The sequence below is a fragment of the Rhizobium sp. P1_E1 genome, assembly GCF_056406015.1.
This window is the reverse complement of the sequence record NZ_JBFUAY010000023.1, coordinates 36,704-63,643: the sequence shown is the minus strand read 5'-3', so window position 1 is coordinate 63,643 and position 26,940 is coordinate 36,704. Positions and strand designations below refer to the sequence as shown.

Sequence of the window (26,940 nt, the reverse complement as noted above, 5' to 3'; positions counted from 1 at the left end):
TGTGCCGGGGGGCCTTTCGAAACGGAATCGGTGGCCTAACGGTCCGGAGGTGACAGGCTATTTGGCGGGTTTACGGAGGTTGCCTTCCGTACGAGCCACCAGCGATCAGCCCCGATTGGGAATGTCGCTGGTATCGCGCTCATACCGTCACGAAATCCGTCTTCCGGTAGCCCTGGATGTAGAGCAGTGCGGTCAGGTCGCCGTGGTTGATGCGCATCTGCGCTTCGGCAGCGACTGCCGGCTTGGCGTGGAGGGCGACGCCGGAGCCTGCAAGGTGCAACATGCCGAGATCGTTGGCGCCGTCACCAACGGCGATCGCTTCTTCCGGCGAAATGCCGAGGCGAGCCGAAATCTCGTTCAGCGCATCGACCTTCGCCTGCTTGCCGAGGATTGGTTCGGCGACGAAGCCGGAGAGAATGCCGCCGTCTTCGAGCAGTGTGTTGGCGCGGTTCTCGTCGAAGCCGAGAGTGGCGGCGATGCGGCTGGTGAAGACGGTGAAGCCGCCGGAGACAAGCGCGGTGTAATGGCCTTTCGACTTCATGGTGGCAAGCAGTTCCGGGCCGCCCGGGGTGAGCGTGATGCGCTTGGCGATCACCTCGTCGACGACCGATATCGGCAGGCCCTTCAGCAGCGCGACACGCTCACGCAGGGCAGGCTCGAAGGCGATCTCGCCGTTCATGGCGCGGGCGGTAATGGTCGCGACCTTCTCTTTCAGGCCGACTTCGGCGGCGAGTTCATCGATGCATTCCTGGCCGATCATCGTCGAATCCATGTCGGCGATCAGCAGCTTCTTGCGGCGGGTTTCCTGCTCCTGGATGACGAGATCGATCGGTGCGTTTGATATGACGGCAAGGATATTGGCCTCGGCCGCTTGCGCATCGGTGCCGTCGCGCAGCGCGATGTCGCAGGCAACGCCATCGGCCAGCCAGTAGAGACCGGAAGCGTTCACGGCCTCGGCCGCCTGCTCGGCGATTTCGGGTGTCAGCACGGGATTTGACGGATTGGCAACAAGCGTGGCAACGAGGGCCATGATGGAAAACCTTCTGAGCACAGTGAACGCGATCCTGATAACCGGGCCGACCGCCAGCGGCAAGTCCGCGCTCGCCGTCGAATTGGCCAAGCGCCATGATGGCGTGGTCGTCAACGCCGACAGCATGCAGGTCTACGACACGCTGCGGGTGCTGACCGCGCGCCCGTCGGAAGAGGAGATGCAGGGCGTGCCGCATCATCTCTACGGCCACGTGCCGGCCGGTGCGGCCTATTCCACAGGCGGCTGGCTACGGGATGTCTCGGCATTGCTGCCGACGCTCAGGGCCGCAGGGCGGCTGCCGGTCTTCGTCGGCGGCACGGGGCTTTATTTCAAGGCGTTGACCGGTGGTCTCTCAGATATGCCCGAGATACCGGAGGCCCTGCGGAAGGCACTCAGGTCGCGGCTGCTGGAGGAGGGCACCGACGGGCTCTATGCCGAACTCGCGGTGGCCGATCCCGCCATGGCGGCAAGCCTCAACCGCCAGGATGGGCAGCGGATCGTGCGGGCGCTGGAGGTGATGAAGGCGACGGGGCGGTCGATCGCCGATTTCCAGGGCCAGTCGGGACCGGTGATCATCGACGCCGATGAGGCCCGCAAGGTCGTCGTGCTGCCGGATAGGGCGGTGCTGCATCAGCGCATCAACGGGCGTTTCGAAAAGATGCTGCAGCAAGGCGCGGAAGACGAAGTAAGGGCGCTGCTTGCGCTCGACCTGCCGGCCGAGGCGCCTGTGATGAAGGCAATCGGCGTGTCGCAGATTACGGCGATGGTCAGGGGTGAGATGACGCGCGACGAGGTGCTGGAGAAGGGGGCTGCGGCGACGCGGCAATATGCCAAGCGGCAAATGACATGGTTCCGCAACCAGATGGACGATAGCTGGGAACGGCTGACAGTTTAGGTTTCAGTTTGTTGCGGGCCTCCCGCTTGAGACATCTGCTGGCTCAACAGTTCGACGAGTTCGCCAACCGCCGCCTGTAGCTGGTCCGCCAGAAATCCGCCGAAGCCCAGCATCAGGCCGGGGCGTGCCGGCCGCGCGGAATACATCGGGGAGATCGCGCGCACGGCAAGGCCGGCCGACAGGGCACGGGCTGCGAGTTGCACGTCATCGACCTCCTCGGGCAGCCATAGAAGAATATGCATGCCCTGGTCGCTCTGCTGGACGCAGCACCCCTCCGGCAAGGCCCGCTCGAGCGCCGAGAGCAGAACAGCGCGGCGTTCGGCATAGAGGCCACGGATGCGCCGGATATGCGCTTCGAAATAGCCTTCCCGCATGTAGGCCGCCAGAACGTGCTGTTCGGCGATCGGCGAATGCCGGTCGAGAATGGCACGGGCGCCGGCAAAGGCTTCTGCGAGTGGAGGAGGGGCGATGACGTAGCCGAGGCGCAGGGAGGGAAAGAGCACCTTGCTAAACGTGCCGAGATAGATGACGCGTGACGGACGCAATCCCTGCATTGAGGGAAATGGGTGTCCGGCATAACGCAGCTCGCTGTCGTAGTCGTCCTCGACGATCCAGGCACGATTTTGGTCGGCCCAGGCTATCAGGGCATTGCGTCGGGCCATGCTGAGCGGCATGCCGATCGGATATTGGTGCGAAGGGGTCACGAATGCGGCGCGCGCCTGGGGACATAGCTCGAGGCCGCGTTCCACGTTCATTCCCTGTGCATCGACCGGCAGGCGGTGCGTCCGGACGCCGAGATCGTCGAGCACTGCCGTCAGGCCGGGATAGGCCGGGTCCTCGGCCCATACCGGATCGTCACGCGAGAGAAGGACCCGCCCCGCCATATAGAGACCTTGCTGAGTGCCTGATGTGACGATGACCTGTTCCGGCTCGCAATGAACGGCCCGCGCACGGCGGACGTGGTCGGCAATGGCAAGCCTGAGTTCGAGCAGACCCATCGGGTCGTGGTAACCCGAGGGTGCGGCCTGTCTCGACGCGCGCACGCGGTTGCCGAGACGGCGCCAGTTGTCGTCGGGCGCAATGCCGGAAGCCGGGACGGCGATGGCAAAGGGAACGGGCGGGTGCGGGGTGAGCGCACGGGCGATGGCGATCAGCCGAGCAGCCTGGGAAGGCAGATCGACGGCATCCACGGCAGACGGCACCGCCGGTGCAGGCGGGGGCGCCGGCGTGGTGTCAATCAGATCAGCGGCAACACGGGTTCCGGCTCCGACCCGCGCTTCGAGATAGCCTTCGGCGGTCAACTGATCGAACACCTCGACGACAGTGCCGCGCGCGATCTTCAGTGAAGCTGCAAGGCTACGCGTCGAAGGAAGGCGTTCGCCTGGCCTCAGATCACTGCAGGCGATTGCGTTCCGCAGGGCCTGCGCAAGCTGGCGACCGACATTGTCCGTTCGGTCGATTGCGTTGAGCGATGGGATTTCGATAGTGCTGCGCCGTTTGGACATCGCAAAATGGTCCATAGAGATTCTTCAAAAATGGCGCTTCATGGTGAACCAATTTTCGAAGAAAAGGAAGCAGATCGTCGGCTTCCCGATGGCGCATTCTTCGTCTTCGCGGTCGTGCCGTGCGCGGGCGCAAACTTCTGGAAAAACGCAAATGCAGGATCTTCTCGTCGTCTACATCGCCTACGCAATCGCTGCAGGCAGTCCCGGACCAAGCAACATGGCCATCATGAACGTGGCGATGCGGCAAGGGCGTCGACCGGCGCTCGCCCTTGCTGCCGGGGTTATAACGATGTCGACATGCTGGGGGCTGGTCGCTGTCACCGGCATTTCCACACTCCTGGTCCGCTATGCCCATGCGCTGCTGTTCCTCAAAGTCGCAGGCGGGCTTTACCTCCTCTGGCTCGCCTGGAGGGCGGCCCGCTCGGCAGCCACCCCGGATAGGCCGGCAAGCGAGGCCGTCCAACCTGCCGCGCAACTCGGCGCGCTCTATCGTCGTGGTATTCTGATGCATCTCGGCAATCCGAAGGCGGTTCTGGCCTGGGTCGCGATCATGTCTCTCGGCCTCAAGCCCGGCGCTTCACCGGAGATGGCCGTCACAGCTTTCGGCGGCTGCGTGCTGCTCGGGATCTCGATATTTACCGGCTATGCCGTGCTCTTCTCGACGGCACCGATGGTGCGCGGCTACGCCCGTGCGCGGCGGTGGATCGAGGGAAGTCTCGCCGTCTTCTTCGCGGGCGCCGGATCGCGCCTGCTGTTCTCACATTGACCGGATTTTCAGGATCGCATCATGTCTGTCGCTTCTCCGTTTCATGGTCTTTCGGCCTTTCCGCCAACGCCCGCCGATAGGGATGGCCGGGTCGACACGGATGCCCTCTGCCGCCTGCTGGAACGCTTGTGTGATGCCGGCGTCGCTTCGATAGGCCTTCTTGGCAGCACCGGGATCTACGCCTTTCTCACACGCGAGGAGCGACGGCGAGCCGTCGAGGCCGCCGTCGAGTGCGTGCGCGGTCGTGTTCCGATCGTCGTCGGTGTCGGTGCTCTGAGGACAGACCACGCCCAGGCCCTGGCGAGGGATGCGGAGGCCGCTGGTGCAGATGCGCTTCTGCTTGCGCCGGTGTCCTACACGCCGCTTACTCAGGAGGAGGCCTATCAGCATTTCCTTGCCGTCACGGAGGCGGCGAAGCTGCCGCTTTGTATTTACAACAATCCCGGCACGACCCACTTCACCTTCAGCCGGGATCTTCTGCAGCGCCTGTCGGACATCGAGACGATCAGGGCGGTGAAGATGCCTCTGCCAGTTGACGGCGATTTCGCAGGCGAACTGGCGGCATTGCGTGAGAGGAGCAAGCTTGCGATCGGCTATAGCGGCGACTGGGGCGCTGGCGAAGCACTGCTTTCAGGTGCCGACGCCTGGTACAGCGTCATCGGCGGCTTGCTTCCGCGCATCGCTTTTGCCCTGACCAAGGCCGCGATTGCAGGCGAGGACGGCGAAGTGCGTCGGCTCGATGGTCTTCTCCAGCCGCTCTGGCAAACGTTCAAGGCGTTCGGAAGCCTTCGCGTGATCTATACGCTGATCGACCTTCTCTCACTCGCCAAGGCCGAGCTCCCACGCCCTCTCTTGCCGCTCGGACCGATGGATCGGCAGCGTGTACTCGAGGCCGTCGAGCCTCTGATCGCACTGGAGAGCGAGTGGAAGGCTTATTCCTTGTTGTAAAGGCTGCTCAGCGGTTTTTTCAAAATGCTTTCGCGCAGCGACGTGCCGGGCTCGCGGCGGGAGATCGCAGGCTGATCCGTCGCCGGTGCCGGCCGGGGAAAGACCGGCTCCTCGCGGCGCATTTCGCGACGCAGCGCGTCCAACCGGGGATCGATCGCCGGCACCGCAGCCGGGTCCAGCCGCGGCGTTTGCGGCAGCAGTTCCCGCCGATAGGTTTCGAGCGGTGCAGCGGAGGAGGCGGGCGGCGCGTACGGCTTGGCGTCGAGATCCTCGTCGGCCGCATCAGCCTCGTCCAAGCTTGCCACGGACGCGGCATAGCTCTGCTGAAAATTCGAAATGTCGGGTCCGACCGTCACCGCCCGCATGCGGGTGACGATCTTGCGCAGATCGACCGTATCCGGATCTTCCTCGCTCTGCTTGCTGTTGGCGCTGCTGGCCTTCGGTAGGAGGTTTTCGTCGACGCGGGAAAAGCGCATGCGCATCGGCACGCTGATCGCTTCGCCGAAAGCGATCGCCTCGCCGTTGCCGATCGAGGAGATAAAGCTCGTCGTCGAGATCGACGAATTCGGAATGGCCGAGCGGATGATTTCCTGGTCTCGGTCGTTGGCGAGGCGCATGGCAAAGAGCGTCGAACACTGCGACAGGATCGTCTGGTCGAGTTCGCCCGGCCGCTGGGTGATGATGCCGAGCGAGACGCCGTATTTGCGGCCTTCCTTGGCGATGCGGGCGATCGCCTGGCGCGTCGGCACGAAGCCGAGGCTCGGATCGGAGGGGATGTAGCGGTGCGCTTCCTCGCAGACGACGAGCATGTGGATGGCGCCCTCGCTCCACAGCGCCACCTCGAAGGCCATGCGGCAGAGCACGGAGGCGACCGAATTGACGACTTCTGAGGGGATGCCGGCAAGCTGGAAGGTGCAGATCGGCCGGTTCTCGCCGGGGATGCGGAAGATCTGCGCGATGGTTTCGGTGATCGTGTCGCTGATCGTGTTGTTGGAGAACATGAAGTGATAGCGCGGATCGTTGATCGCAGCGATGAGGCGCATCTTCAGCGACCGCAGGAAGGGCTTTTCCGAGCGGCCTTCCAGGCGGCCGATGCGCTCGTCGATCAACGCCAGCAAATCGGCCATACGGTAGGGGACCGGCGTATCGGCAGTGATCGAACTCTTTTCGGTCGTGCGGCGCACCAGCGAGTTGTCGCTGCCGCGGAAGGCGCGTTTGGCCTCCGGCAGGATGTCGCGCAACATGTCGAGCTCTTCGGGCACCGGCGGGCGGCCGCGAAACACGACCTCGGCAAATTCCTCCAGCCGCATCAACCAGAAGGGCAGGTCGAGCGTATCGGTATCGATGGTGACGGCGTGCTCGGGAAAGGCGGCAGCGAATTCATTATGCGGATCGAGGATCAGCACGCGCAGCTTCGGATCCGCCGAGATCGCCTTGTGCAGGAGCAGCGACACGGCCGTCGACTTGCCGACGCCGGTGGAACCGACGACGGCGAAATGCTTGGAGAGCATTGAGGGGATGTGGATCGCCGCATCGATGCTTTCGTCCTGCGTCAGCTTGCCGATAACGGCGGTCGTACCCTCGCCGGCGTCGTAGATGCGCATCAGGTCGGCGGATCGGATGCGGTGGGCGATGGCGCCGAGATAGGGATAACGCGAGATGCCGGTCGAGAATTCCTCGCGCCCGTCCTCGTCGACACGGACTTCGCCGAGCAGTTCCGTCTCGATCCTGAACGTATTGTCTTCGCCTTCGCCCCAGGCATGGCTGCCGGTGTTCATCTGATAGACGAGGGCGACGACGCGGTTGCGGCCGACGCTGATCGAAATCAACCGGCCCACGGACCACAGTTCCGTCAGATCGGTGCCGCCCTGTTCGGCGACGGCGGCGATGGTCGCCCGCGAACCGCTGCATGCAACGACGCGGCCGAGAAAGCGGTTCCCCGGTGTATGGCCATCGCGGCGATCCTGTTCACCCGCCTTACCAGGCGCGTGCAAGTCGTTGTTAAGCAAAGGGCCTACTCCTGCAATGGGAAGCGAGAATAAAGCCCTTCCTTTAACAAATCCTTCCGGCCATGGATTTTAGGGATGCGGGGAGCCGGGAGTTTTTTATTGCGGCATGCGTTGACGCTGCGAAATTTTCTGTCTATCACTTCCGACCATGAAAATCGCAACGGCTCTTATCGTGGTGGGAAAGCGCATGGGCAGGATGGTGTAACCATCCGGCGATAGCCACCCATGCGCTAGATGACAGGCTCCTCCGGGGCCTTTTTTTATGCCCGAAATTCGGGCTTCCGGCCACAAACGCAATCCCAGCATCAAACGGAACAGACAGATGAGCACGGACAATCAGGCGGCAGGCAATCGGATGACGGGAGCGGAGATCGTTCTCAAGGCGCTGAAGGACAACGGCGTCGAACATATCTTCGGCTATCCCGGCGGCGCGGTCCTGCCGATCTATGACGAGATCTTCCAGCAGGAGGATGTCAAGCACATCCTCGTCCGCCACGAGCAGGGGGCAGGCCATGCGGCCGAAGGTTACGCCCGCTCCACCGGCAAGGTCGGCGTCATGCTGGTGACCTCGGGTCCGGGCGCCACCAATGCCGTCACACCGCTGCAGGATGCGCTGATGGATTCGATCCCGCTCGTCTGCCTGACCGGCCAGGTTCCAACCTCGCTGATTGGCTCCGACGCTTTCCAGGAATGTGACACGGTCGGCATCACCCGGCCCTGCACCAAGCACAACTGGCTGGTCAAGGACGTCAACGAGCTCGCCGCCGTCATTCACGAGGCCTTCCGCATCGCCCAGTCCGGCCGTCCGGGACCTGTCGTCGTCGATATTCCGAAGGACGTGCAGTTTGCGACCGGTACCTACACGCCGCCCGCCGACTACACGATCCAGAAGAGCTACCAGCCGAAGATCCAGGGCGACCTCAACCAGATCCATGCGGCGATCGAGCTGATGGCGAATGCGCGCCGTCCAGTCATCTATTCCGGCGGCGGCGTCGTCAATTCCGGCCCCGAGGCTTCCAAGCTGCTGCGTGAGCTGGTCGAGCTCACCGATTTCCCGATCACCTCGACGCTGATGGGCCTCGGTGCCTATCCGGCTTCCGGCAAGAACTGGCTGAAGATGCTCGGCATGCACGGCTCCTACGAGGCCAACATGGCGATGCATGACTGCGACGTCATGGTCTGCATCGGCGCCCGTTTTGACGACCGCATCACCGGCCGTCTCAATGCCTTTTCGCCGAACTCGAAGAAGATCCATATCGATATCGATCCATCCTCGATCAACAAGAATGTCCGCGTCGATATCGGCATCCGCGGCGATGTCGGCCATGTCCTCGAAGACATGGTCCGGCTGTGGCGGGCGCTGCCGAAGAAGCCGGAAAAGAGCCGACTGGACGACTGGTGGACCGATATCGCCCGCTGGCGGGCACGCAACTCCTTCGCCTATACGAAGAGCAATGACGTCATCATGCCGCAATATGCGCTGGAGCGGCTCTTCGCCCACACCAAGGACCGCGATACCTACATCACCACCGAGGTCGGCCAGCACCAGATGTGGGCGGCACAGTTTTTCGGTTTCGAGCAGCCGAACCGCTGGATGACCTCGGGCGGGCTCGGCACGATGGGCTACGGCCTGCCGGCCGCACTTGGTGTGCAGATCGCCCATCCCGACAGCCTCGTCATCGACATTGCCGGCGATGCCTCGATCCAGATGTGCATCCAGGAAATGTCGGCGGCGATCCAGCACGATGCGCCGATCAAGATCTTCATCATGAACAACCAGTATATGGGCATGGTGCGCCAGTGGCAGCAGTTGCTGCACGGCAACCGCCTGTCGAACTCCTATACCGAGGCGATGCCCGACTTCGTCAAGCTGGCGGAGGCCTATGGCGCCGTCGGCCTGCGCTGCGAAAAGCCGGATGCGCTTGATGACACCATTCTGGAGATGATCGAGGTCAGAAAGCCTGTCATCTTCGATTGCCGCGTCGCCAATCTCGCCAATTGCTTCCCGATGATCCCCTCGGGCAAGGCCCATAACGAAATGCTGTTGCCGGACGAAGCCACCGACGAAGCGGTCGCCAATGCGATCGACGCCAAGGGCCGCGCGCTCGTCTAAAAGGGAAGAGGAACCAGGATAATGAACGCTCACCTACAGCCCACGGGCTCCGCTTACTTCATTTCGCCGGAAACGGCGGCCGTCGAAAGCCACACGCTTTCGGTTCTCGTCGACAACGAACCGGGCGTTCTTGCCCGGGTCATCGGTCTGTTCTCCGGCCGCGGCTACAATATCGAGAGCCTGACGGTCTCCGAGACCGAACATCAGGCGCATCTTTCCCGCATCACGGTCGTCACTCGCGGCACGCCGCAGGTGCTGGAACAGATCAAGGCGCAGCTCGAGCGCATCGTGCCGGTGCATCGCGTCGTCGACCTGACGGTGCGCGCCCGCGAACTCGGCCAGGACCGGCCGATCGAGCGCGAAGTGGCACTGATCAAGGTGATCGGCGAGGGCGAGATGCGCGCCGAGACCCTGCGCCTTGCCGATGCCTTCCATGCCAAGGTGGTGGATGCGACGGTCGGTCACTTCATTCTGGAGATCACCGGCAAATCGTCGAAGATCGACCAGTTCGTGGCGATCATGAAGCCGCTTGGCCTCATCGAGGTCTGCCGTACCGGTATCGCGGCGATGAATCGCGGCGTGCAGGGCATGTAAAGATTACAGGCCGGGCATGTAAGGCAGATGCTGTAATCATTGGGAAAGCCGCTGAAGGTCAGAGCATCTCCAGCGGTTTTTTCTTTGTAGGCGGCGGAAAGGCGGCGTCGAGCGCATCCCAGTCGTCGTCGGTGATATCGAGCGAGACGCAGTCGCGGTTTTCTGCCGCGCGTTCGRCATTCGAGGTCTTCGGGATGACGATGACGCCGTCGCGTTCCAGCAGGAAGGCGAGCGCCAGCTGGGCGGGTGTCGCCTGATAGGCCTTGGCGATGCGGATCAGTTCGGGATGGTGCAGGATATTGCCCTGTTCGATCGGGGAATAGGCCATGACGGGAATGCCGCGGCTCTGGCACCAGGGCAGCAGATCGAATTCGATGCCCCGGCGGGAAAGGTTATAGAGCACCTGGTTGGCGGCGACATTGGCGCCGTCGGGCACTCTAAGCAGTTCCTCCATGTCGTCGGTGTCGAAGTTAGAGACGCCCCAAGCGCCGATCTTGCCCGATGCCTTCAACGTTTCGAAGGCCGTGACGGTCTCAGTGAGCGGATAGTTGCCGCGCCAGTGCAACAGATAGAGATCGATGCAGTCGGTGCCCAGCCGTTCGAGACTGCGCTCGCAGGCTTCGACCGTGCCTTTCAGGCTGGCATTCCAGGGATAGACTTTGCTGACGATGAAGACCTCGTCGCGCCGTCCCCTGATCGCCTGACCGACGATCTCCTCGGCGCCGCCGTCGCCGTACATTTCGGCGGTGTCGATCAACGTCATGCCGAGATCGATGCCGGCCTTGAGGCTTTCGATCTCGGCCTTGGCATGGCCGGCATCCTCGCCCATGGCCCAGGTGCCCTGGCCGAGCGCCGGCACCTCAGTGCCGTTCGGAAATGTGATCGATGGAATCGGGTCGTTCTGCATGGGTTTCTTCCTACAGCGCCGCGCGTCCTTGAGATGGACGCTGTAGCACTTTGAATTGCTGCATGATTTTATCCTTAAATCGATGCCGATTTAAGGAATTATGCAGTCGGCAAGAGATTGGGCCGGGTCGCCATCTTTCAAGTAATCCTGTCACCATGACAATGATGCGATGGTATCGCCGGTTTAGGACAGTTAGGCTGACCTAAATAAACAGGCCGCGGAAAAGCTGGCTTCGGGAGGTCGCATGCCACTGGATACATTTCTCGCCCTCGTTCTGTTCGCCTTCACGACCTCGATCACGCCGGGGCCGAACAATATGATGCTCTTCGCATCGGGCGTGAATTTCGGCTTCCGCAGGACGATCCCGCATATGTTCGGCATCGGCGTCGGTTTCTTCTCGCTGCTCATCGGCGTCGGCCTTGGGCTCGGCGCGCTGCTGCACACGGTGCCTGTGGTCTATACCGCGCTGAAATTTGCGGGCGGCGCCTATCTCGTCTGGATCGCCTGGAAGATAGCCTCGTCGCGCTCGCTCAGCGAAGGCAGGAGCGGCGTCGAGCCGATGTCCTTCCTGTCGGCCGCTGCCTTCCAGTGGGTCAATCCGAAAGCCTGGGTGATGGCGGTCACGGCGATGGCGACCTATACCAATCCGCAACTCTACCTCGTGAGCGTGCTGATCGTCGGTCTCGCCTTCGCGGCGGTCAATGTGCCCAGCGTTTCGACCTGGGCAGGCTTCGGCTCGGCGCTGAGGGAATGGCTTTCCGATCCGGTGCGGTTGAAGTGGTTCAATATCAGCATGGCGATACTCTTGGTGCTAAGCCTCTGGCCGATGCTAAAATAGAGTGATCGCCGGTTTTGTCAGCATCAGCCAGAAAATGCCGAGGACGGCTGAGAAGGCTGGAAATCCGAAAGCAAACCAGAAGCGGTAGAGGCTGAAATAGGCTGGCGGCAGGGCTTTTCCCGCCGCTGCTGCGGCGCGGGCGAGGTCGCGCAGCCGGATCTGGATCCAGACGACCGGCAGCCAGAACAGGCCGGTGACGACATAGAGCAGCAGCGACAGCGCAATCCAGCCCTCCGACAGGTCCCAGCCGATCGATCGGGCCAGCAGATAGCCGGTCACCGGCTGGAGGATGGCCGCGGTCGCGGTGAAGATCGTGTCGGCGATGACGACGGTGCCGGCGACATGGGCAATCAGTCTGGGATCGCGCGTCCGGTGCGCCATCACCATGAAGAAGGCGATGCCGGCGCCGGTGCCGAAGAGTACGGTCGCGCCAATGACATGGGCGAGCAGCAGCCATTCTTCAAGCATCAGCGTTCATCCAGGGTGGCAAGGGCTACGAGCGTCAACAGGATCGACGGCAGAACCTTGACGAGGGGGCCGAGGGGATCGAACCAGAGCGCGGGTTCGAGCAGGCTGGCGCCGGCGAGATAGGCGAGCGATACACCAAGCATGCCGAGAAGGGCGCGTTTCGCCAGGGGACGGACAAGGACGGCGGCACCGAGGACGACGTCGATCAGGCAGGTCGCAAGCGTCAGCGCCGTTGCCGAGGCCTCAGGCATGAACGGCAAGAAGTGAGCAGACGTCTTCTCCAGTGCCAGCAGCGGGATCAGACCGGACAGCAGCCAGAAGACGGATAGGCCCGATATGACGAGTGGCTTCAGGAGATAGAGCCGGGCAAACCAGAGATCCTGGACGCCGGAGGGATTGGCCGAGAGCGCTGCGGCCGCGGGTGTCGCGACGAGGCCGCTTCCTGCTTTCGAGCTTTGCACGCCTTCCGACATCACTGTCAGCGCTGTCGAACGCAGCGGCGAACGCCAGCCGAGCAGGCCCGATAGATCGGCCAGCCACGTCACTGGCCTGGCCAGCCAGGGGGGCAGGGCGAAGACGCGGGCGGGCGGCAGGCCCAGCCACTGCCGGTGCAGGTGAACGAGATCGGCGAGCGTCAGGACTTCATTGGCGGCGAGATCGATATCCTTTGAAGGAAGGCCGCCGGAGACTGCCCGCGACACGGCTTCCGCCACATCGTCCACCGAAAGTGTTTCGACCGGGCTTTCGGCATGGATCAGTGGCAGCACCAGGGGAAAGGCGGCAAGCGCCCGTAGCAGCGCCGAGCCGCCATGGGCATTGCGGCCGAGCACGAGGGCAGGGCGCAGGATGAGGTAAGGCAGGCCGCTTGCCGCGAGCGCCTCGTCGGCGCGGCGCTTGGTGGCGAGAAAGGGAAGGTCGCCGGCCGCTCCTGCCGTCCTTGCCGATATCTGCACGATGAGCGGGCGCGACGAGCACTTTGCAGCAGCATAGAGCGCCAGCATCGCCTCTGCCTGGGTGGCCGCCAGATCGTCCGACAGGCCGTCCTGCAAGGCGCCGGCGCAATTGACGACGACATGCTGGTCCTTGAGGATATCCTCCCAATCCGCGGGTTTCGTCATGCGCGATAGATCTGCGCGCCGCCATTCGATCGCCGGCTGTTTCAAACGGGCACGTACGGGATTGCGGCCGAGCCCGGTTACGACGTGGCCGTCGGCAACGAGCCGGGCCGCGACGACGGAGCCTATAAAGCCGGTTGCGCCGAGAATCAGGATATTCATGGCAGGAGATTAGCGGAAAAGCGGATGAGACATAGAAGGGCTTGGCGGGCCTGCGGCATATGTTAGAAAGAGCGGGCAGTTTCGGGAGGGCATCGCCTTGCACGACCATGACGACGACCATGCTCACGGAGATGAGCACGCCCACGGGCACGATCATGACAATCATTATTCCGACATGCAGGCGCGCGTGAAGGCGCTGGAAACGCTGCTGACGGAGAAGGGGCTGATCGATCCGGCGGCGATCGATGCGATCGTCGATACTTACGAGACCAAGGTGGGACCGAGAAACGGCGCCCATGTCGTCGCCAGGGCTTGGAGCGATGCCGATTTCGCCGACTGGCTGAAGCGCGATGCGACGGCGGCGATATCAAGCCTCGGTTACACCGGCCGGCAGGGCGAGCACATGCGTGCCGTCTTCAACACGGCCGAGACCCATAACCTCGTCGTCTGCACGCTTTGCTCCTGTTATCCCTGGTCGGTGCTCGGCCTGCCGCCGGTCTGGTACAAGGCGCCGGCCTATCGCTCGCGCGCCGTCATCGATCCGCGCGGCGTGCTGGCCGAATTCGGGCTGATGCTGCCTGAGAACCAGAAGATCCGCGTTTGGGATTCGACGGCGGAGCTGCGTTACCTCGTCATTCCCGAGCGGCCCGAAGGGACAGAGGGAATGGACGAGCGGACGCTCGCCAGCCTCGTCAGCCGCGATGCGATGATCGGCACGGCCGTTGCCCGCAAGCCGGAGAGCGCCACATGAACGGACCGCACGATCTCGGCGGGCAGATGGGCTTCGGGCCTGTCGCGCCCGAAAAGGACGAGCTCTGTTTCCATGCCGATTGGGAAAAGCGGGCACTCGGCATCACGCTTTCCTGCGGCGCTTTCGGCGCATGGACGATCGATGAAAGCCGGCATGCGCGCGAGAATATTCCGCCGGCCAATTACCTCGCTGCCAGCTATTACGAGATCTGGATCCGCGGCATCGACAAGCTGCTCGAACGGCACGGCTTTGCGACGCGTGAGGAGCTGCTTTCGGGGCGGAAGCTGCAGGACGGCGCGGCGCCAAAACGGGTGCTGAAGGCGGACATGGTGCCCGCCGTGCTGGCGAAGGGCGGGCCTTGTGATCGTCTTGTCGAGACCGCGCCGCTCTTCGTGGTCGGTGAGGCGGTGAGGACGAAGAACTTCAATCCGGCGACGCATACGCGCCTGCCGCGTTATGCCCGCGCCAGGACTGGCGTGGTCGAGGCGGTGCAGGGTTCGTTCGTCTTTCCCGACGACAATGCGCATGGCAAGGGCGAGAACCCGCAATGGCTCTATACGGTCGTTTTCGACGGTGCGGAGATCTGGGGCGAGGATGCCGATCCAACGCTGACGGTGTCGATCGATGCCTGGGAGGGCTATCTTGAGCCGGCATGAGACATCGCCGCTGACGCAATCGTCCGGGCTGCCGAGGTCGCCGAAGGGCGAGCTGGTCTTTCCCGAGCCGTGGGCGGCGGAAGCTTTTGCCATGACCGTGCACCTGCACGCAAAAGGCCTGTTCAGTTGGAGCGAATGGGCTGAAACGCTTTCCGCGCAACTGCACAAGCCTGGCCGGGCCGAAGATGGCAGCGACTATTTTGACTGCTGGGTGGCTGCTCTCTCGGACCTCATCGTCAACCGCGGCATCGCCGATGCGGATACGATCCAGGCACTGCAACAGAGTTGGCAGCGGGCGGCGGAAGCGACGCCGCACGGCCGGCCGATCGAGCTCGGCAACGATCCCTCACGCTGATCCTCACGACGGGAATTGCTTGTAGCACTCTTCTGCTACCTCCCGCAGCGTCTCGCGGGAGATTTCGCCGGTGACGGCATAACCGAGTTCGCCGTCGATCCAGTAAAAGGTCTCGATATTGCCTGATGAGGCGAAGCGGAAGCTCGTCGTGCTATTTTCCGTGTTGCGGCCAACCAGGACAGTCAGGCGCTCGCCAGCCTGGTTCTCGTACATGAACATGGCGCCTGGCTGGCCATCGACCGGCAGCAAGCGGCCGCCAACCAGCTTGAAGCCGAGCGGCTGCAGGTTCGGGATCTTGAGATTCTGGATTGCCAGACGCTTGCCGAGCCAGGTGGCAAGATGAGCCTCCTCGTCGGCGAAGACCTCGACGGGGTGGCGAACCTCGGCGGCATAGACCGTGAAGGCGGTCTCAGCCTGTTTCGGCAGGGTTTCGGAGCCGGCAAGCTGCAGCTCCGGCTTTTCCAGAAGTGCCGGGCCATAATGGCCGCTGACGGCGCCGAGCGTGAAGACGAGGAGGGCTGATGCGGCGATCGCCCAGCGTTTCGGCCCCGATGAGACGGCGCGCGGGGGGGCGAAGAGCAGAGGATCGCTGTCCTTCGCCTTCTCATAACCGGCAAACAGCGACCGGATGGCCCCATTCTGCGCCTGCCATTCGGTAACCATCGCCGCCTCGTCGGGATTGTCGGCCAGGAAGGCCTCGATGCGGGCGCGCGCCGTTTCCGGCAGCTGGCCGTCTGCATAGGCGTGGAGGTCGGCTTCGGTGACGTTCGGATTGGTCTCGTTCATTTCGGTCTCCGAAGCGTAATGATGTTGTCGGCCTTCAATCGCTCGGCGACGCGCCGGCGGGCGCGTGACAGGCGGGACATGACGGTGCCGATCGGGATATCGAGCGCGGCGGCGACCTCCCCATAGGTGTATCCTTCGATGACCACGAGCATCAGCACGGCGCGGTGCTCCTCTGAAAGGCTGTTCAGCGCATCATCCAGGCGGGCGCGCTCCAGCGGATCGGCCGGCGGTTCGGACGCGGCCAGATCCTCTGCGGCGTCAAGCTCGACGAGGCCGTCGCGCGCCTTGCCGCGTCGGCCGTTGCGGTAGAGATTGGTCATGATGGTCAGGACCCAGGCGCGCAGGTTGAGGCCGCGCCATTGGCCGCGGCGCGTGAGAACCTTTTCGACGCAATCCTGGAGCAGATCCTCGCCATCAGTATCCGAGCGTGTCAGGCTGCGCGAATAGCGCCTGAGCGAGGGCAGGAGGGCCAGGATCTGGCCCTCGAAGGTTTCGGGTGCGGGTGGTTTCACGCCGGCAGCTTTCTTGTGATCGGGGACTTCGCGATCAAGGTTTGGCAAGATCCCAGTTGCCGCCGACGCCATCGCCGGTGATGTCGCCGGCCTTCTTGTCCTTGACCCAGAAATAGAGCGGCATGCCGTCCTTGGCCCATTGTTTCGTGCCATCCTTGCGATCGACGATCGAATATGCACCATCGGCCTTGGCATCACCAGCGGCCATCAGCGGCGGCCAGTTCTTGGCGCAGTCGTCGTTGCAATTGGAAACGCCCTTGACGTCCTTCTTGAAGGTGTAGAGCGTCATGCCGTTTTCGCCGGCAAGCACCTTGCCCTTTTCGGATTCGACTGTTTTGACAGGAGGCGCGGCGAAAACAGCGGTCGCGGCAAAGGTGGCAGCCGCCACGACGGACAGAAATTTCACGGATTTCATGGTGTCTCTCCTCAGATTGGGCACGCAGTCTTGCGATACCTGAGATGAGACACGAGGCGAGGCGGTTTTATTCCATAGCGCCGGAAAAGTTTTGATGGCGGGCGTGGTAGGCCGAAGCCGGTTTCGTCGCGCACATCGCGCCCGGCGCCTTGCCGGCTATTCTCCGGTGGCGGCCGCAGCCGCCGCCATGTCGACCCACACTGCTTCGAATATATGGCCATCGGGATCCTCGAAGGCGCGATTATAGAGCCAGCCCATGTCCGTCGGCGCGCGCGGATCGGCCTTGCCGCCGGCCACTCCGGCCGCCTCGACGATGGCGTCCACCTCTTCACGGCTGTCTATCGTCAGCGCGATCAGCATCTCGCTCGTCTTCTGCGCTTCGGCAACGGGTTTCGGCGTGAAACTCGCGAAGAAATCGCGCGTCAGCAAGTGGAAGATAATCGCTTCGGACCAGACCATGTTCGACGCCTGGTGATCGCTGAACTGTTCATTCTTGCTGCACCCGATCGCTTCATAGAAGCGGGTGGCAGCGGCAAGGTCTTTCACCGGCAGGTTCACGAAGATCATCTTGGGCATGGCAGTTTCCTCCTCTTCCTTCCCCTTTCGGGGCGACGGTTTCTTCTCACACAAACTCCTGCACGATCGTATCGCTGGCATGAATGCAGACGATTTCGAGCCGTCCCGTGCCGACATTCTCGAAACGGTGGGGAATGTTGGCGGCTACGACGACGATATCGCCTGGAAAGGCGCGGGTTTTGGCGTCGCCCACGGTGAACTCGGCTTCACCCTTCCTGACCGCCCATGTCTCGGAATAGGGATGGACGTGCAGGTCGGGCCCCTGGCCGGGCTCGTTGTCGACGAGGAAGAGCGATATCTCGCCGCCATAGTCGCGGCCTTCGAATCGGACAGTGCGGCTGTGATTGGGTCGCACTTCCTGGTGGCGAAGAATCCTGAACATCACGTGCCTCCCGCTCGTTCTGTCTATGAATACAAAACTATCTTCTCGAGAAGATATATTCTTAAAACTATCTTCTTGTCAAGATATCTTCCGTGACTCGCGTGGAAGGTGTATGTCTCGCTTGTGTTGATATGAGGCAGAGAATGATGAATGGAACTGAAGGGGACCGCGACCGCCCGGGGGACGAGGACCGCCCTGGGGATGACCATGTCGACCGGCTGCGCCGGCAATGGGCGGTGGAACTGCCGGACCTCGACACGGAGCCGATGGCGATCCTGGGGCGGGCCTTTCGGTTGTCGAACCTGGTGCGCCCCAGCATCGAGGCGACCTTTGCCGATTTTGGCCTCGACCGTGGCGAATTCGACGTGATTGCAACGCTTCGCCGTTCCGGAACGCCTTACCGGCTGACGCCGACGGAGATGTATTCGGCGCTGATGATCTCCTCGGGAGGCCTGACCCACAGGCTTGACCGGCTGGAGAAGGCGGGGCTGATCCGCCGGGAGAAATCACCACGCGATGGGCGCAGCGTGCTAGTGGCATTGAGCGAAGCGGGTGCGGCACTCGCCGAAAAGGCTTTCCGCACCGACATGGCGAGCGAAGCTTCTTTTCTGCAGGCTCTTGACGGAAAGGAGCGCGAGGCGCTCGCTGCGCTGCTGCGCAAGCTGATCGCCGGAATTGAAAATGAGCAGGCGCGGGGAGAGGATGAGAACGCGGGCTGAGTGGAGATCGGAGCCCGCATCGCCGTTCAGGCAACAACACGCTGCTTTTGCGGCTCATTTACATCGTGTCGGTTTTCGGATATGATATGTCCTTAATTCCATTGGCAGAGCCAGCCATCACACGAGTTGCTGAATGATCCTGAAAAGCCAGGTCGAGTGGGCGCTTCACTGCTGCGCCATTCTCGCGGGCCTGCCAGAGGGCAGGTATCTTTCCACCAAGGCGCTCGCCGAGCTTCATGGTCTGCCGAAGGAATATCTCTCCAAAGCACTGCAAAGCCTTTCGCAGGCATCGCTTGTCGAGACCACGCTCGGCCCGAGTGGCGGCTACAGGCTTGCCAAGACCCCCTCGGATATCAATTTTCTCGAGATCGTCGAGGCGGTCGAGGGGAAGGCCCGCAGCTTCACCTGTACGAACATCCGGGCGAACAATCCCTGCCGGCCGGAAGGATACTGCGACAGCAAGCCATGCGCGGTCGCGCGCATCATGTGGGAGGCCGACGAGGCCTGGCGGGATACGCTGAGGCGCGTCCGGCTTTCCGATCTGGTCGGCACCTTGTCCGAGGAAGTGCCGGCCGACATTTGGCGGAGCACGTTCGAATGGGTGCTCAAGCGCGCCGGCTGAGCGGGGGTGCCGATCTCTACGCCTTGAAGATGGTCCTGATGGTCTTCAGGATGGCATGCGCACTGCGGGCATGTTCCGGGGGCAAGGAGGCGCCGTTGCGGAAACGCTCGGCGCGGCTGGCGAGATGGTCGGCGACTTCTTCCGCCAGCGCCGGGCGTTCGCTTACCAGCGGCGCGAAGGCCTCTTGATCGATCTCATACGCGGTCACGGAGGTCAGAGCTTCCAGGGTGCAGGCTTCCTGCATGCCCGCGAGCAGGCCGGTCTCTCCGAAAAAATCACCCGGCGCGAGCCGCCCGCGCTCCTCATCTCCGTGCCGCGCCGCGATGATGCCCGCCCGCACCATCATCAGCGACGGGAGCATTTCGCCCTCCCGCACGAGGACATCGCCCTTGCGGAATTCCCGCACGGCCGTGGTCTCGGCGAGTTTCTGCTTTTCATCTGATGTCAGCGTCGCAAAGATCGGAATGGCCTCGATCAGTTCGAGCGGCGTTACACGGGGCGGTCGTGCGCTTTCTTCGGTCGGCAGATCGCCCGTCAGGACTGAGGCCGCGGCCGGAACAGCCAAAAGCAGTCCGGCCGATTTGCAGTGACGATAGACGAGATCGAGCACCTCGTTTCGTGCTGTCACCCGTTGGCTCGGGCTCGTCACCCGGAACTGCAGCTCGACCTCCAGCGCCGTGGCATCCAGCCCCTTGAGCGCCACGACCGGCGGCGGCTCGCGCACGATCGAATTGCAGCTCGCCAGCGCCGTTGCCATGACGTGCCGGACTGATGCCGGCATCCGCGTCGGAGCGATGCGGATAGTGAGGACCAGGAGATGRGTCTCGTCCGGCCGGCTTACATTCGTCAGGCCGAGCTTTGCCAGAAAACTGTTCGGCAGAACGACGACATTGTTTGCGCTGGTCAGGATGTGTGTCGCGCGCCAGTTGCTTTCGACGACGCGCCCCTCCGTACCGTCGCTGAGAAGGATCCAGTCGCCGATGATGTAGGGCCGGCCGAGCGTCAACGCGATGCCGGAGAAGACGTCGGCGAGCGTGTTCTGGAGCGCCAGGCCGAGAATAATGGCGACGACGCCCGAGGTCGCGACGAGCGTGCCGATCGGCACGCCGAAGACGAAGGCCAGAACTGACAGGGCCATGCCGATATAGACGACGCCGATGACGAGATCCTGGAGCAGGCGGGCCTCTCGCGGACTGCCCTCCAGCACCAGATACAGCCTGATGAAACCGATGACGGCCCATGCCAGATGGATCCACCAGAGCGATTTCGCGACGATGACGAGCAAAGCCTGCKGATCCTCGGACTCATATCCTTGAAACCGGTGTGGTTCGATGCCGCTGACGACGAGGATCAACGTCATCATCGCGAAGAAGAGGATTTGCACCACCAGTCGCGTCGTCGGCCGTTGGCGGGAGAGAAGATGCCAGACGACGATACCGGCCAAACCTATCGTAATGAGGGATATCAGAGGTTTACCGAAGAGCGCGTCGTCAATCATCTCTCTGTCTCCGGAATGGGGCGAGCCGCCCATGATTCAGCATCTAGACCGCCCGCGCAAGCATCGGGGCTTGCGCAGGCGGTATCGCATCGGCCCGAAAATCGGAACCGGTTTTTGGAAAGCACGATGCGAGGGTTGAAAGTGTTACAGCGTCCTTTGCGCGTCTGAAAGACGCGCGGCGCTGTAATGCGGATCATCACTTCTTGAGCGGATAGGTCAACTCTTTCTGCTTGGTATCGACGACAAAGACGGCGAGCAAGCGGGCTGGCTTCGTTTTGCTGCCGTTGGCGCTGACACCATGGCGGTCGCCCGGCATTTCGGAGAAGCTCTCTCCGGCATGATAGACCTTGACGGGGCCGTCGTTGACCTGGCTGCGGATCGCTCCTTCGAGCACGGTGGCGTAGATGAAGGCCGTATCGGGATGGGTGTGGCCTTCGGAGAAGCCGCCTGGGCCGTACTCGACCAGCACGCCCTTGATGCTCTTGCCCGGTACGTTTGGAAGTTCGTGTTCATAGACGAGCGTCACCTTGGCAGCTTTGCTGCCCTCATCGGCGCTAGCGCCCGTGGCTGCCAGAAGGGCGAGCGCACCGGCGAGGAATGATGTTCTGATCATCGGAATCTCCATGGTTGCAGGGTGGGGCAGGATGCGCCCGAGTGGCCGCGTCCTCAGGGCAAGTCGGATCACTTTGGCTGGGCGGACTTTGCGAACCACTGCTCGAAGGTGATCGAGCCGAGCCGCGGGTTGTTGTCGGAAACGAGCGACTGATCGTTGAGTCTCGCGCCGAAATATTTCGCCTCGGCATCGGCCTCGACGGTGCGCGGGTCCTTCATGGCCTTCAGATACCGGGCGACGAGTTCGCTGAGGCGCGCCCGTTCCGGACCTGATATCTCGATCGTCGCATTGGCGGGCGGTGCGAGAGCCACATCCGCCATGACATCGGCGACGTCGTCGGAAACGATGGGCTGCACATAGGCCGGCGACAGGCGGACCGTCTGGCCGACCGTCCCCGATTGGGCGATGCCGCCGAGGAATTCCATGAACTGCGTCGAATGCACGATGGTATAGGGAATGCCCGATGCCTTGATCAGCTTTTCCTGAGCGAGCTTGCCGCGGAAATAGCCGCTTTCCTGCAGACGCTCGGTGCCGACGACGGAGAGGGCGATATGGTGCCTGACGCCGGCGAGTTTTTCGGCGGCGAGAAGATTGCGGCCCGAGGTCTCGAAGAATTCGAGCACGGCCTTGTCTTCGAAGGACGGCGAATTGGCGAGGTCGAGCACAACTTCGGCGCCTGAGAGCGCCTCCGCCAATCCTTCCCCGGTGATTGTGTTGACGCCGGAGTTCGGCGATGCGGCAATCACGTCATGTCCGCGCTTGCGCAGGCGTTCGACAGTCTTCGAACCGATGAGGCCGGTTCCGCCGATGACAACGATTTTCATAATGGATCTCCGTTCGCCGCCGGGGTGCGGCAGCGTCAAAGGTGAATCTTCTCAAGGAATTGCGCGGTTTAGTTCAGGCCGGCCTTATCGAGGCCGTAGGCCTTGTCGGCCGTGCCGGGCACGGTCTTGAAACCGACATTGACACGGTTCCAGGCATTGATGGCCATGACGACAAAGGTCAGGTCCGAGATTTCCTTCTCGGAAAGCTGGCCGCGAACCCGTTCGTAAATCTCGTCTGGAATGCCGCCCTCGGGAAGGTTCGTCAGCGCTTCAGTCCAGGCAAGGGCCGCACGCTCGCGGGGAACGAACAGGTTCGATTCCCGCCAGATGGCGACGTGATAGAGACGCAGTTCGGTCTCGCCGTGGATCTTTGCCTGCTTGACATGCATGTCGAGGCAAAAGCCGCATCCATTGATCTGCGAGGCGCGGATTTCGACGAGGGCCTGCAACTTCTCGTCGATCACGCTGCTGCGCAGAGCCATGCTGAATTCCATGAACTTCTTGAAAAGCTCGGGGGACTGCTGGGCGTAGTTCAATCGCTGGGTCATGTCATTTCTCCTCTAATTAAGGATATTAGATATCCTTATGGATAAAAGATATCCTTAATTGCTGGACTGTAAAGCCATTCTCGCTTAGTCTGGCGGCATAAAGCCTATGCGCAGAAGTATGAGGGGGCAGGGATGGATATCGTTTCGGCATTGCGGACCTTTCAGCGCGTCGTCGAGACGGGCTCGTTTTCGGCGGCGGCGCACGATCTCGATGTGACGCAGCCGGCGGTCTCGCGACAGGTCGCGGCCCTCGAGGGCCATTTCAACATCCGCCTCCTGCATCGCACGACGAGCGGCCTGTCGCTGACGGCGGAGGGGGAGCGCATGCTGCCGATGGCGCTCCGGATTCTCGAAGCCGTGGAGGAGCTTGGCGATGCCGCCGGATCGGATGGAGCCATGGCTTCGGGAAAGGTGAGGCTGAGCGTTCCCGCGCCGCTCGGCCTCTATCTCAGCGAACGGCTGGGCGATCTTCTTGCCGCCCATCCGAAACTCTCTGTGGAACTGCTCCTCAGGGAACAAAGCTCCGATATGATCGAGGAACGCCTCGACGTCGAAGTGCGTCTGGGTTCCGTCGCAGACAGCAGCCTCGTTTGCCGGCGGATCGGCTGGACGACGGCATTCCTCGTCGCCTCGCCCGCCTATCTCGCGCGCAAGGCGTCTCCAAGGACGCCGAAGGACATCAAGGACCATGAATGCCTGTGCTACAGCAGAGCCGGCGATGCCTGTTCATGGTCGTTCTCGAACGGCTCGGAAGACATATCCGTCAGGATCTCGCCGCGGCTGACCGCGTGCAGCGCCGTCGCTATTCACAGGGCGGCCCTTGCCGGCGCAGGACTGGCGGTGCTCTCCCACATCGTCGCCGTGCCGGATATCGTCGCCGGTCGGCTGATCCCTGTCATGAACGACTTTCAACCGACCCGGCTGCCGATCTATGTCGTCTATCCCTCACGAAGAAACATACCGTTGCGCGTCAAAGCGGTTCTGGACTTTCTGACCGATGCCATCGGGCAGGACCCGTCAATGTGCGCGAGCAGCGCGGGCCGGCGGTGGGAGGGATGACTGTCGGCCGGCGGCTTATCGTGCACGGCGGGAAGCTGCAGCGGGTTTGGCGCCGGGCGGATTTGCCGTCATTGGTGCCTTGCTCGCCAGTTTCCGCCTTGCCTAAAGGCGGCGAATCCTGCCAAGTCCTGCGATCATGCAATTTGCGCCGCAACAAGACGAAGCCCTGAAGGCTGTTTCGAAATGGCTGAAGGAAGGGCGCTCGCCGCTCTTTCGCCTGTTCGGCTACGCCGGGACAGGGAAGACGACGCTTGCCAAGCATTTCGCCGAGAATGTCGATGGCGACGTGCTGTTTGCCGCCTTTACCGGCAAGGCGGCGCAGGTGCTGCGCTCGCGCGGCGCCTCCAACGCCCGGACGATCCATTCGCTGATCTATCGGCCGCGCGGCGAGGAGGCGGTGGAAGACGAGGAAACAGGCAAGACCTCGATCGCGCCGATGTTTTCGATCAACCGGCAGAGCCCGGTCGCGAAGGCGGCGCTGATCATCGTCGACGAATGCTCGATGGTCGACGAGGCGCTCGGCAAGGATCTGATGAGCTTCGGCACGCCGATCCTGGTGCTCGGTGATCCCGGCCAGTTGCCGCCGGTTACCGGTGGCGGCTACTTCACCAATCAGGAGCCGGACTACCTGCTCACCGATATCCACCGCCAGGCGCGCGACAATCCGATCATCAAGCTCGCCATGCAGGTGCGCGAAGGCAATGAGGTGATGTACGGTGACTACGGCACGGCCAAGGTGATCTCGAAGAACGAGGTGACGCAGCAATTGGTCCTCGACGCCGACCAGGTGCTCGTCGGCACCAATAGGACGCGTCGGCGCTACAATCAGCGCCTGCGCGAGCTGAAAGGCTTCAATGCCGATTATCCCCAGACCGGCGACAAGCTCGTCTGCCTGCGGAATGATCCAGCTAAGGGCCTGCTCAACGGTTCGCTCTGGCAGGTAATGACCTCGTCCAAGGAAACGACGAAGCCCGGCATCAATCTGCTCGTCCGCCCCGAAGACGATGACATGGACCGCGGGGCTGCAAAGATCAAGCTGCTGAAACAGGCCTTCGAGGACGTCGAGGGCGAGATCCCCTGGAACACCCGCAAGCGCTATGACGAGTTCGACTACGGCTATGCGCTCACCGTTCACAAGGCGCAGGGTTCTCAATGGAATGATGTCGTGCTCTTCGACGAGAGTTGGGCGTTTCGCGACACGCGGGAACGCTGGCTCTATACCGCGATCACCCGCGCGGCGGAGACGCTGACGATCGTTCGCTGATCCCATCGCACCCGCAGGTCGCATCTGCTGATCGGACAGAAGAAAGAGGAGACGGTGGCGGCCGTCGGGGCGTGATTCAGGCCTGCACGATTCCGAGCAGAACTGCCTTGGCGATGGCCTGGAAGCGGTTGTTGGCGCGGAATTTCAGGATGATTCCGGCCTCCAGGTCACGGGTTTCGTCATGCTTCAGGTCGAGCGCCCGGGCGATGCGTTGGGTGGAATAACCCTCCGCCATCAGTTCCAGGCAACGCCGCTCCTCTGCGGTCAGGCTTGCACTGTCCTGATTGTCGTTTAACGGCGGCTCCTCGACGCTGCCGTCGTAATCCAGGAGGTCGCCGACCTGCTGGAGCTGGCGGTGCAGCGTCGACATCTCCGCCGTCAGTTCGCGCTTGCGTACCTGCAAGGCCTCGCGGAACATCGCCTCGGCCGTTTCCTGCGAATCAGCGTTGCGGAGTTCGTCCATCAGTTCCTGGATGACGGCGATCGGCATGCCTGTATCGCGGCAGACTGTGATGACGGCCATGCGCATCACATCATCCTGGCCGTAGACCCGCATCAGGCCGATGCGGTTGGCTGAAATCAACCCTTTCTCTTCATAGAAATGCAGTGTCCTGTGCGTGACGCCGAATGCGTTTGCCATGTCGGCAATGGGCACCGGACCGTCCGGTAGATCCGGCGGTAGCGCGGCTGAAGGCAGGAACCGATATTTCGATCGGGCCTCCGAAGCGATACCGGCGGTGGCAAACAGGCGTTTGGAACCGTCTGGCATGAACCCTCCTGGGGCATGTTGTTGCACCTCATGCGGTTTTGCCAGTTGCTTCCCATGCGCGGCGAGTGGGGTTTCCTCTAGGCGTTCTTCTCAGTGGGAAAGAAGCAGTACGCGGCGTACTCTACGCGATACGATGTCCACGTTATGCGTGAACGATCTTTTTTATAAGTGCTAAAAATAATCTCTTTTAAATGGGATAGCAACTTTACCGGCATATTTTGCCGGGTTCTTGGGTGTGTTGCACAAAAACATGTGCTGCACTGCGGGATCTGGCGGTCCTCTTCAAAGCCGACGGGATTTACTATCTGCGGTACGCGCGCGGCAAATGCTCAGCGTAATTTCGGTGCCCATCAGCGATTGGCATCGCATCCATTTGTGAATCTCGTTGGCCATCGCGGAGCAGTTGGCTTAAAAGCAGGGGCCTCCCATTTCCGTGACCGATGGATCTCGCCATGTCCGCCAAGCTCTCCGTGAACCTCAACGCCGTCGCCATGCTGCGCAACCGGCGCGACCTGCCCTGGCCGAGCGTCGAAGCGCTCGGGCGTATCGCGCTGAAATCTGGTGCGAGCGGCCTGACGGTGCATCCGCGCCCCGACCAGCGGCACATCCGCTTTTCCGACCTGCCTGTGATCCGCAACCTGATCGACGACGAATTCCCCAAGGCCGAGTTCAATATCGAGGGCTATCCCACAGAGGAATTCTTCGAACTCTGCGCCGGGGCGGCACCCGAGCAGGTGACGYTGGTGCCTGACGATCCCGCCCAGGCGACCTCCGATCACGGCTGGGATTTCCGCAAGCACCAGGCGTTCCTGACGGATGCCGTCGCGCGGCTGAAGACGATGGGATGCCGGGTGTCGTTGTTTGCCGATGGTGACGGGGACGCACAGGCGGTTGAGATCGCCAAGGCGGTCGGCGCCGATCGGATCGAACTCTATACCGGCCCCTATGGCGGTTGCTTCGACGCGCCGGAGCGGGCAGGCCCGATTCTTGAAGCGCTTGGACGGACGGCCGATGCAGCCCTCGCAATCGGCCTCGCCGTCAATGCCGGCCACGATTTGACAGTGGAAAACCTGCCAGCGCTGGTGAAGCGCATTCCCGCTCTTGCCGAGGTTTCGATCGGTCACGGGCTGACCGCCGATGCGCTGGAATATGGCATGGCGGAAACGGTGCGGCGCTTTTGCCGGGCCTGCGGGCAGGCGGTCTGATTAGGGCGTCTCTTTCAGTGCTTTGACTGGAATCGA

General features: G+C 62.4%; 30 protein-coding genes. 14 read left to right on the top strand and 16 right to left on the bottom strand.

What is annotated here, in order from left to right; translation table 11 throughout:
- Positions 1 to 139: 139 nt before the first annotated feature.
- Complete coding sequence (gene serB, locus AC1D1Z_RS11570) at positions 140 to 1,030, bottom strand: phosphoserine phosphatase SerB (RefSeq protein WP_018242810.1); 891 nt, start codon at positions 1,028 to 1,030, stop codon at positions 140 to 142.
- Here serB and miaA point away from each other — a divergent pair.
- The gene (miaA, locus tag AC1D1Z_RS11565) at positions 1,029 to 1,925 is read left to right on the top strand and encodes a tRNA (adenosine(37)-N6)-dimethylallyltransferase MiaA (protein ID WP_130723522.1); all 897 of its coding nucleotides are present in this window, start codon (positions 1,029 to 1,031) and stop codon (positions 1,923 to 1,925) included. The two genes, serB and miaA, sit on opposite strands and share 2 nt — an antisense overlap.
- On the opposite strand, the gene pdxR is transcribed toward miaA, so the two are convergent.
- Entirely contained in the window at positions 1,922 to 3,430 is a 1,509-nt protein-coding gene (gene pdxR, locus AC1D1Z_RS11560) for a MocR-like pyridoxine biosynthesis transcription factor PdxR (protein WP_182563543.1), read from the bottom strand. The two genes, miaA and pdxR, sit on opposite strands and share 4 nt — an antisense overlap.
- Positions 3,431 to 3,581: 151 nt before the next feature.
- Here pdxR and AC1D1Z_RS11555 point away from each other — a divergent pair, with 151 nt between their 5' ends.
- Entirely contained in the window at positions 3,582 to 4,196 is a 615-nt protein-coding gene (locus AC1D1Z_RS11555; protein WP_130652749.1) for a LysE family translocator, read from the top strand.
- A gap of 21 nt (positions 4,197 to 4,217) precedes the next feature.
- Positions 4,218 to 5,144 (top strand): dihydrodipicolinate synthase family protein, encoded by a 927-nt coding sequence (locus tag AC1D1Z_RS11550; RefSeq protein WP_130652748.1) that lies wholly within the window; start codon positions 4,218 to 4,220, stop codon positions 5,142 to 5,144.
- Here AC1D1Z_RS11550 and AC1D1Z_RS11545 read toward each other — a convergent pair.
- Positions 5,129 to 7,153, bottom strand: coding sequence for an ATP-binding protein (locus tag AC1D1Z_RS11545; RefSeq protein ID WP_130652747.1), 2,025 nt, complete (start codon positions 7,151 to 7,153; stop codon positions 5,129 to 5,131). The two genes, AC1D1Z_RS11550 and AC1D1Z_RS11545, sit on opposite strands and share 16 nt — an antisense overlap.
- Positions 7,154 to 7,475: 322 nt before the next feature.
- On the opposite strand from AC1D1Z_RS11545, the gene AC1D1Z_RS11540 reads away from it, so the two are divergent.
- Together AC1D1Z_RS11540 and ilvN are read left to right on the top strand one after the other, a co-directional pair.
- Positions 7,476 to 9,266, top strand: a complete 1,791-nt coding sequence (locus AC1D1Z_RS11540; RefSeq protein ID WP_130652746.1) for an acetolactate synthase 3 large subunit — start codon at positions 7,476 to 7,478, stop codon at positions 9,264 to 9,266.
- 21 nt (positions 9,267 to 9,287) lie between these two features.
- Positions 9,288 to 9,860, top strand: coding sequence for an acetolactate synthase small subunit (gene ilvN / locus AC1D1Z_RS11535; RefSeq protein ID WP_003541288.1), 573 nt, complete (start codon positions 9,288 to 9,290; stop codon positions 9,858 to 9,860).
- Between the two features lie 58 nt (positions 9,861 to 9,918).
- Here ilvN and AC1D1Z_RS11530 read toward each other — a convergent pair whose 3' ends face one another.
- Positions 9,919 to 10,767, bottom strand: a complete 849-nt coding sequence (locus AC1D1Z_RS11530; RefSeq protein WP_477850561.1) for an aldo/keto reductase — start codon at positions 10,765 to 10,767, stop codon at positions 9,919 to 9,921.
- Positions 10,768 to 11,011: 244 nt separating this feature from the next.
- Between AC1D1Z_RS11530 and AC1D1Z_RS11525 the strand changes: the two genes are divergently transcribed.
- On the top strand, positions 11,012 to 11,605 hold the full coding sequence (locus tag AC1D1Z_RS11525; protein ID WP_018242801.1) for a LysE family translocator: 594 nt from the start codon (positions 11,012 to 11,014) through the stop codon (positions 11,603 to 11,605).
- Here AC1D1Z_RS11525 and AC1D1Z_RS11520 read toward each other — a convergent pair.
- Positions 11,597 to 12,073, bottom strand: a complete 477-nt coding sequence (locus AC1D1Z_RS11520; RefSeq protein ID WP_130652744.1) for a DUF2269 family protein — start codon at positions 12,071 to 12,073, stop codon at positions 11,597 to 11,599. The genes AC1D1Z_RS11525 and AC1D1Z_RS11520 overlap by 9 nt on opposite strands.
- A complete protein-coding gene (locus AC1D1Z_RS11515; protein WP_130652743.1) occupies positions 12,073 to 13,350 on the bottom strand; it encodes an SDR family oxidoreductase in 1,278 nt (425 codons plus the stop codon). The genes AC1D1Z_RS11520 and AC1D1Z_RS11515 overlap by 1 nt, the downstream gene beginning before the upstream one ends.
- A gap of 97 nt (positions 13,351 to 13,447) precedes the next feature.
- Here AC1D1Z_RS11515 and nthA point away from each other — a divergent pair, with 97 nt between their 5' ends.
- The 3 genes from nthA to AC1D1Z_RS11500 are packed head-to-tail and all read left to right on the top strand — an operon-like array spanning position 13,448 to position 15,112.
- A complete protein-coding gene (gene nthA / locus AC1D1Z_RS11510; RefSeq protein WP_131605668.1) occupies positions 13,448 to 14,101 on the top strand; it encodes a nitrile hydratase subunit alpha in 654 nt (217 codons plus the stop codon).
- Positions 14,098 to 14,757: a nitrile hydratase subunit beta gene (nthB, locus tag AC1D1Z_RS11505; RefSeq protein WP_477850558.1), complete on the top strand. Its 660-nt coding sequence runs from the start codon at positions 14,098 to 14,100 to the stop codon at positions 14,755 to 14,757. The genes nthA and nthB overlap by 4 nt, the downstream gene beginning before the upstream one ends.
- Positions 14,744 to 15,112, top strand: a complete 369-nt coding sequence (locus AC1D1Z_RS11500; RefSeq protein WP_130652740.1) for a nitrile hydratase accessory protein — start codon at positions 14,744 to 14,746, stop codon at positions 15,110 to 15,112. Before nthB ends, AC1D1Z_RS11500 begins: the two co-directional genes overlap by 14 nt.
- 3 nt (positions 15,113 to 15,115) lie before the next feature.
- Here the strand turns inward: AC1D1Z_RS11500 and AC1D1Z_RS11495 are convergent, their stop codons facing one another.
- The 5 genes from AC1D1Z_RS11495 to AC1D1Z_RS11475 form a co-directional block, all read right to left on the bottom strand.
- A complete protein-coding gene (locus AC1D1Z_RS11495; RefSeq protein ID WP_130652739.1) occupies positions 15,116 to 15,898 on the bottom strand; it encodes an anti-sigma factor family protein in 783 nt (260 codons plus the stop codon).
- Positions 15,895 to 16,410 carry an RNA polymerase sigma factor gene (locus AC1D1Z_RS11490; RefSeq protein ID WP_026188465.1) on the bottom strand — a complete coding sequence of 172 codons (516 nt, stop codon included), beginning with the start codon at positions 16,408 to 16,410 and terminating at the stop codon, positions 15,895 to 15,897. The genes AC1D1Z_RS11495 and AC1D1Z_RS11490 overlap by 4 nt, the downstream gene beginning before the upstream one ends.
- Positions 16,411 to 16,444: 34 nt before the next feature.
- Positions 16,445 to 16,825, bottom strand: a complete 381-nt coding sequence (locus tag AC1D1Z_RS11485) for a COG4315 family predicted lipoprotein (RefSeq protein WP_130652738.1) — start codon at positions 16,823 to 16,825, stop codon at positions 16,445 to 16,447.
- 156 nt (positions 16,826 to 16,981) lie between these two features.
- Entirely contained in the window at positions 16,982 to 17,401 is a 420-nt protein-coding gene (locus tag AC1D1Z_RS11480; RefSeq protein ID WP_018242792.1) for a VOC family protein, read from the bottom strand.
- Positions 17,402 to 17,447: 46 nt separating this feature from the next.
- A complete protein-coding gene (locus AC1D1Z_RS11475) occupies positions 17,448 to 17,783 on the bottom strand; it encodes a cupin domain-containing protein (RefSeq protein WP_032980482.1) in 336 nt (111 codons plus the stop codon).
- A 143-nt stretch (positions 17,784 to 17,926) separates the two neighbouring features.
- Between AC1D1Z_RS11475 and AC1D1Z_RS11470 the strand changes: the two genes are divergently transcribed.
- Together AC1D1Z_RS11470 and AC1D1Z_RS11465 are read left to right on the top strand one after the other, a co-directional pair.
- Positions 17,927 to 18,502 (top strand): MarR family winged helix-turn-helix transcriptional regulator, encoded by a 576-nt coding sequence (locus AC1D1Z_RS11470; RefSeq protein ID WP_018242790.1) that lies wholly within the window; start codon positions 17,927 to 17,929, stop codon positions 18,500 to 18,502.
- A 133-nt stretch (positions 18,503 to 18,635) separates the two neighbouring features.
- Positions 18,636 to 19,124, top strand: coding sequence for an RrF2 family transcriptional regulator (locus AC1D1Z_RS11465; RefSeq protein WP_012758212.1), 489 nt, complete (start codon positions 18,636 to 18,638; stop codon positions 19,122 to 19,124).
- A 16-nt stretch (positions 19,125 to 19,140) separates the two neighbouring features.
- Here the strand turns inward: AC1D1Z_RS11465 and AC1D1Z_RS11460 are convergent, their stop codons facing one another.
- From AC1D1Z_RS11460 to AC1D1Z_RS11445, 4 genes are all read right to left on the bottom strand, one after another.
- The gene (locus tag AC1D1Z_RS11460; protein WP_477850552.1) at positions 19,141 to 20,622 is read right to left on the bottom strand and encodes a mechanosensitive ion channel family protein; all 1,482 of its coding nucleotides are present in this window, start codon (positions 20,620 to 20,622) and stop codon (positions 19,141 to 19,143) included.
- 196 nt (positions 20,623 to 20,818) lie between these two features.
- Positions 20,819 to 21,235 carry a cupin domain-containing protein gene (locus AC1D1Z_RS11455; RefSeq protein ID WP_018242788.1) on the bottom strand — a complete coding sequence of 139 codons (417 nt, stop codon included), beginning with the start codon at positions 21,233 to 21,235 and terminating at the stop codon, positions 20,819 to 20,821.
- Between the two features lie 68 nt (positions 21,236 to 21,303).
- Complete coding sequence (locus tag AC1D1Z_RS11450) at positions 21,304 to 22,059, bottom strand: SDR family oxidoreductase (RefSeq protein WP_130652736.1); 756 nt, start codon at positions 22,057 to 22,059, stop codon at positions 21,304 to 21,306.
- Positions 22,060 to 22,127: 68 nt separating this feature from the next.
- Positions 22,128 to 22,607, bottom strand: coding sequence for a carboxymuconolactone decarboxylase family protein (locus AC1D1Z_RS11445; RefSeq protein ID WP_018242786.1), 480 nt, complete (start codon positions 22,605 to 22,607; stop codon positions 22,128 to 22,130).
- A 132-nt stretch (positions 22,608 to 22,739) separates the two neighbouring features.
- Between AC1D1Z_RS11445 and AC1D1Z_RS11440 the strand changes: the two genes are divergently transcribed.
- Both AC1D1Z_RS11440 and AC1D1Z_RS11435 read left to right on the top strand, forming a co-directional pair.
- Positions 22,740 to 23,666 (top strand): LysR family transcriptional regulator, encoded by a 927-nt coding sequence (locus AC1D1Z_RS11440; RefSeq protein ID WP_018242785.1) that lies wholly within the window; start codon positions 22,740 to 22,742, stop codon positions 23,664 to 23,666.
- Positions 23,667 to 23,802: 136 nt separating this feature from the next.
- Complete coding sequence (locus tag AC1D1Z_RS11435) at positions 23,803 to 24,930, top strand: ATP-dependent DNA helicase (RefSeq protein WP_018074216.1); 1,128 nt, start codon at positions 23,803 to 23,805, stop codon at positions 24,928 to 24,930.
- Positions 24,931 to 25,006: 76 nt separating this feature from the next.
- On the opposite strand, the gene AC1D1Z_RS11430 is transcribed toward AC1D1Z_RS11435, so the two are convergent.
- A complete protein-coding gene (locus AC1D1Z_RS11430) occupies positions 25,007 to 25,699 on the bottom strand; it encodes a MerR family transcriptional regulator (RefSeq protein ID WP_018446495.1) in 693 nt (230 codons plus the stop codon).
- Between the two features lie 452 nt (positions 25,700 to 26,151).
- Between AC1D1Z_RS11430 and AC1D1Z_RS11425 the strand changes: the two genes are divergently transcribed.
- Entirely contained in the window at positions 26,152 to 26,904 is a 753-nt protein-coding gene (locus AC1D1Z_RS11425; protein ID WP_026230680.1) for a pyridoxine 5'-phosphate synthase, read from the top strand.
- Positions 26,905 to 26,940: the final 36 nt, after the last annotated feature.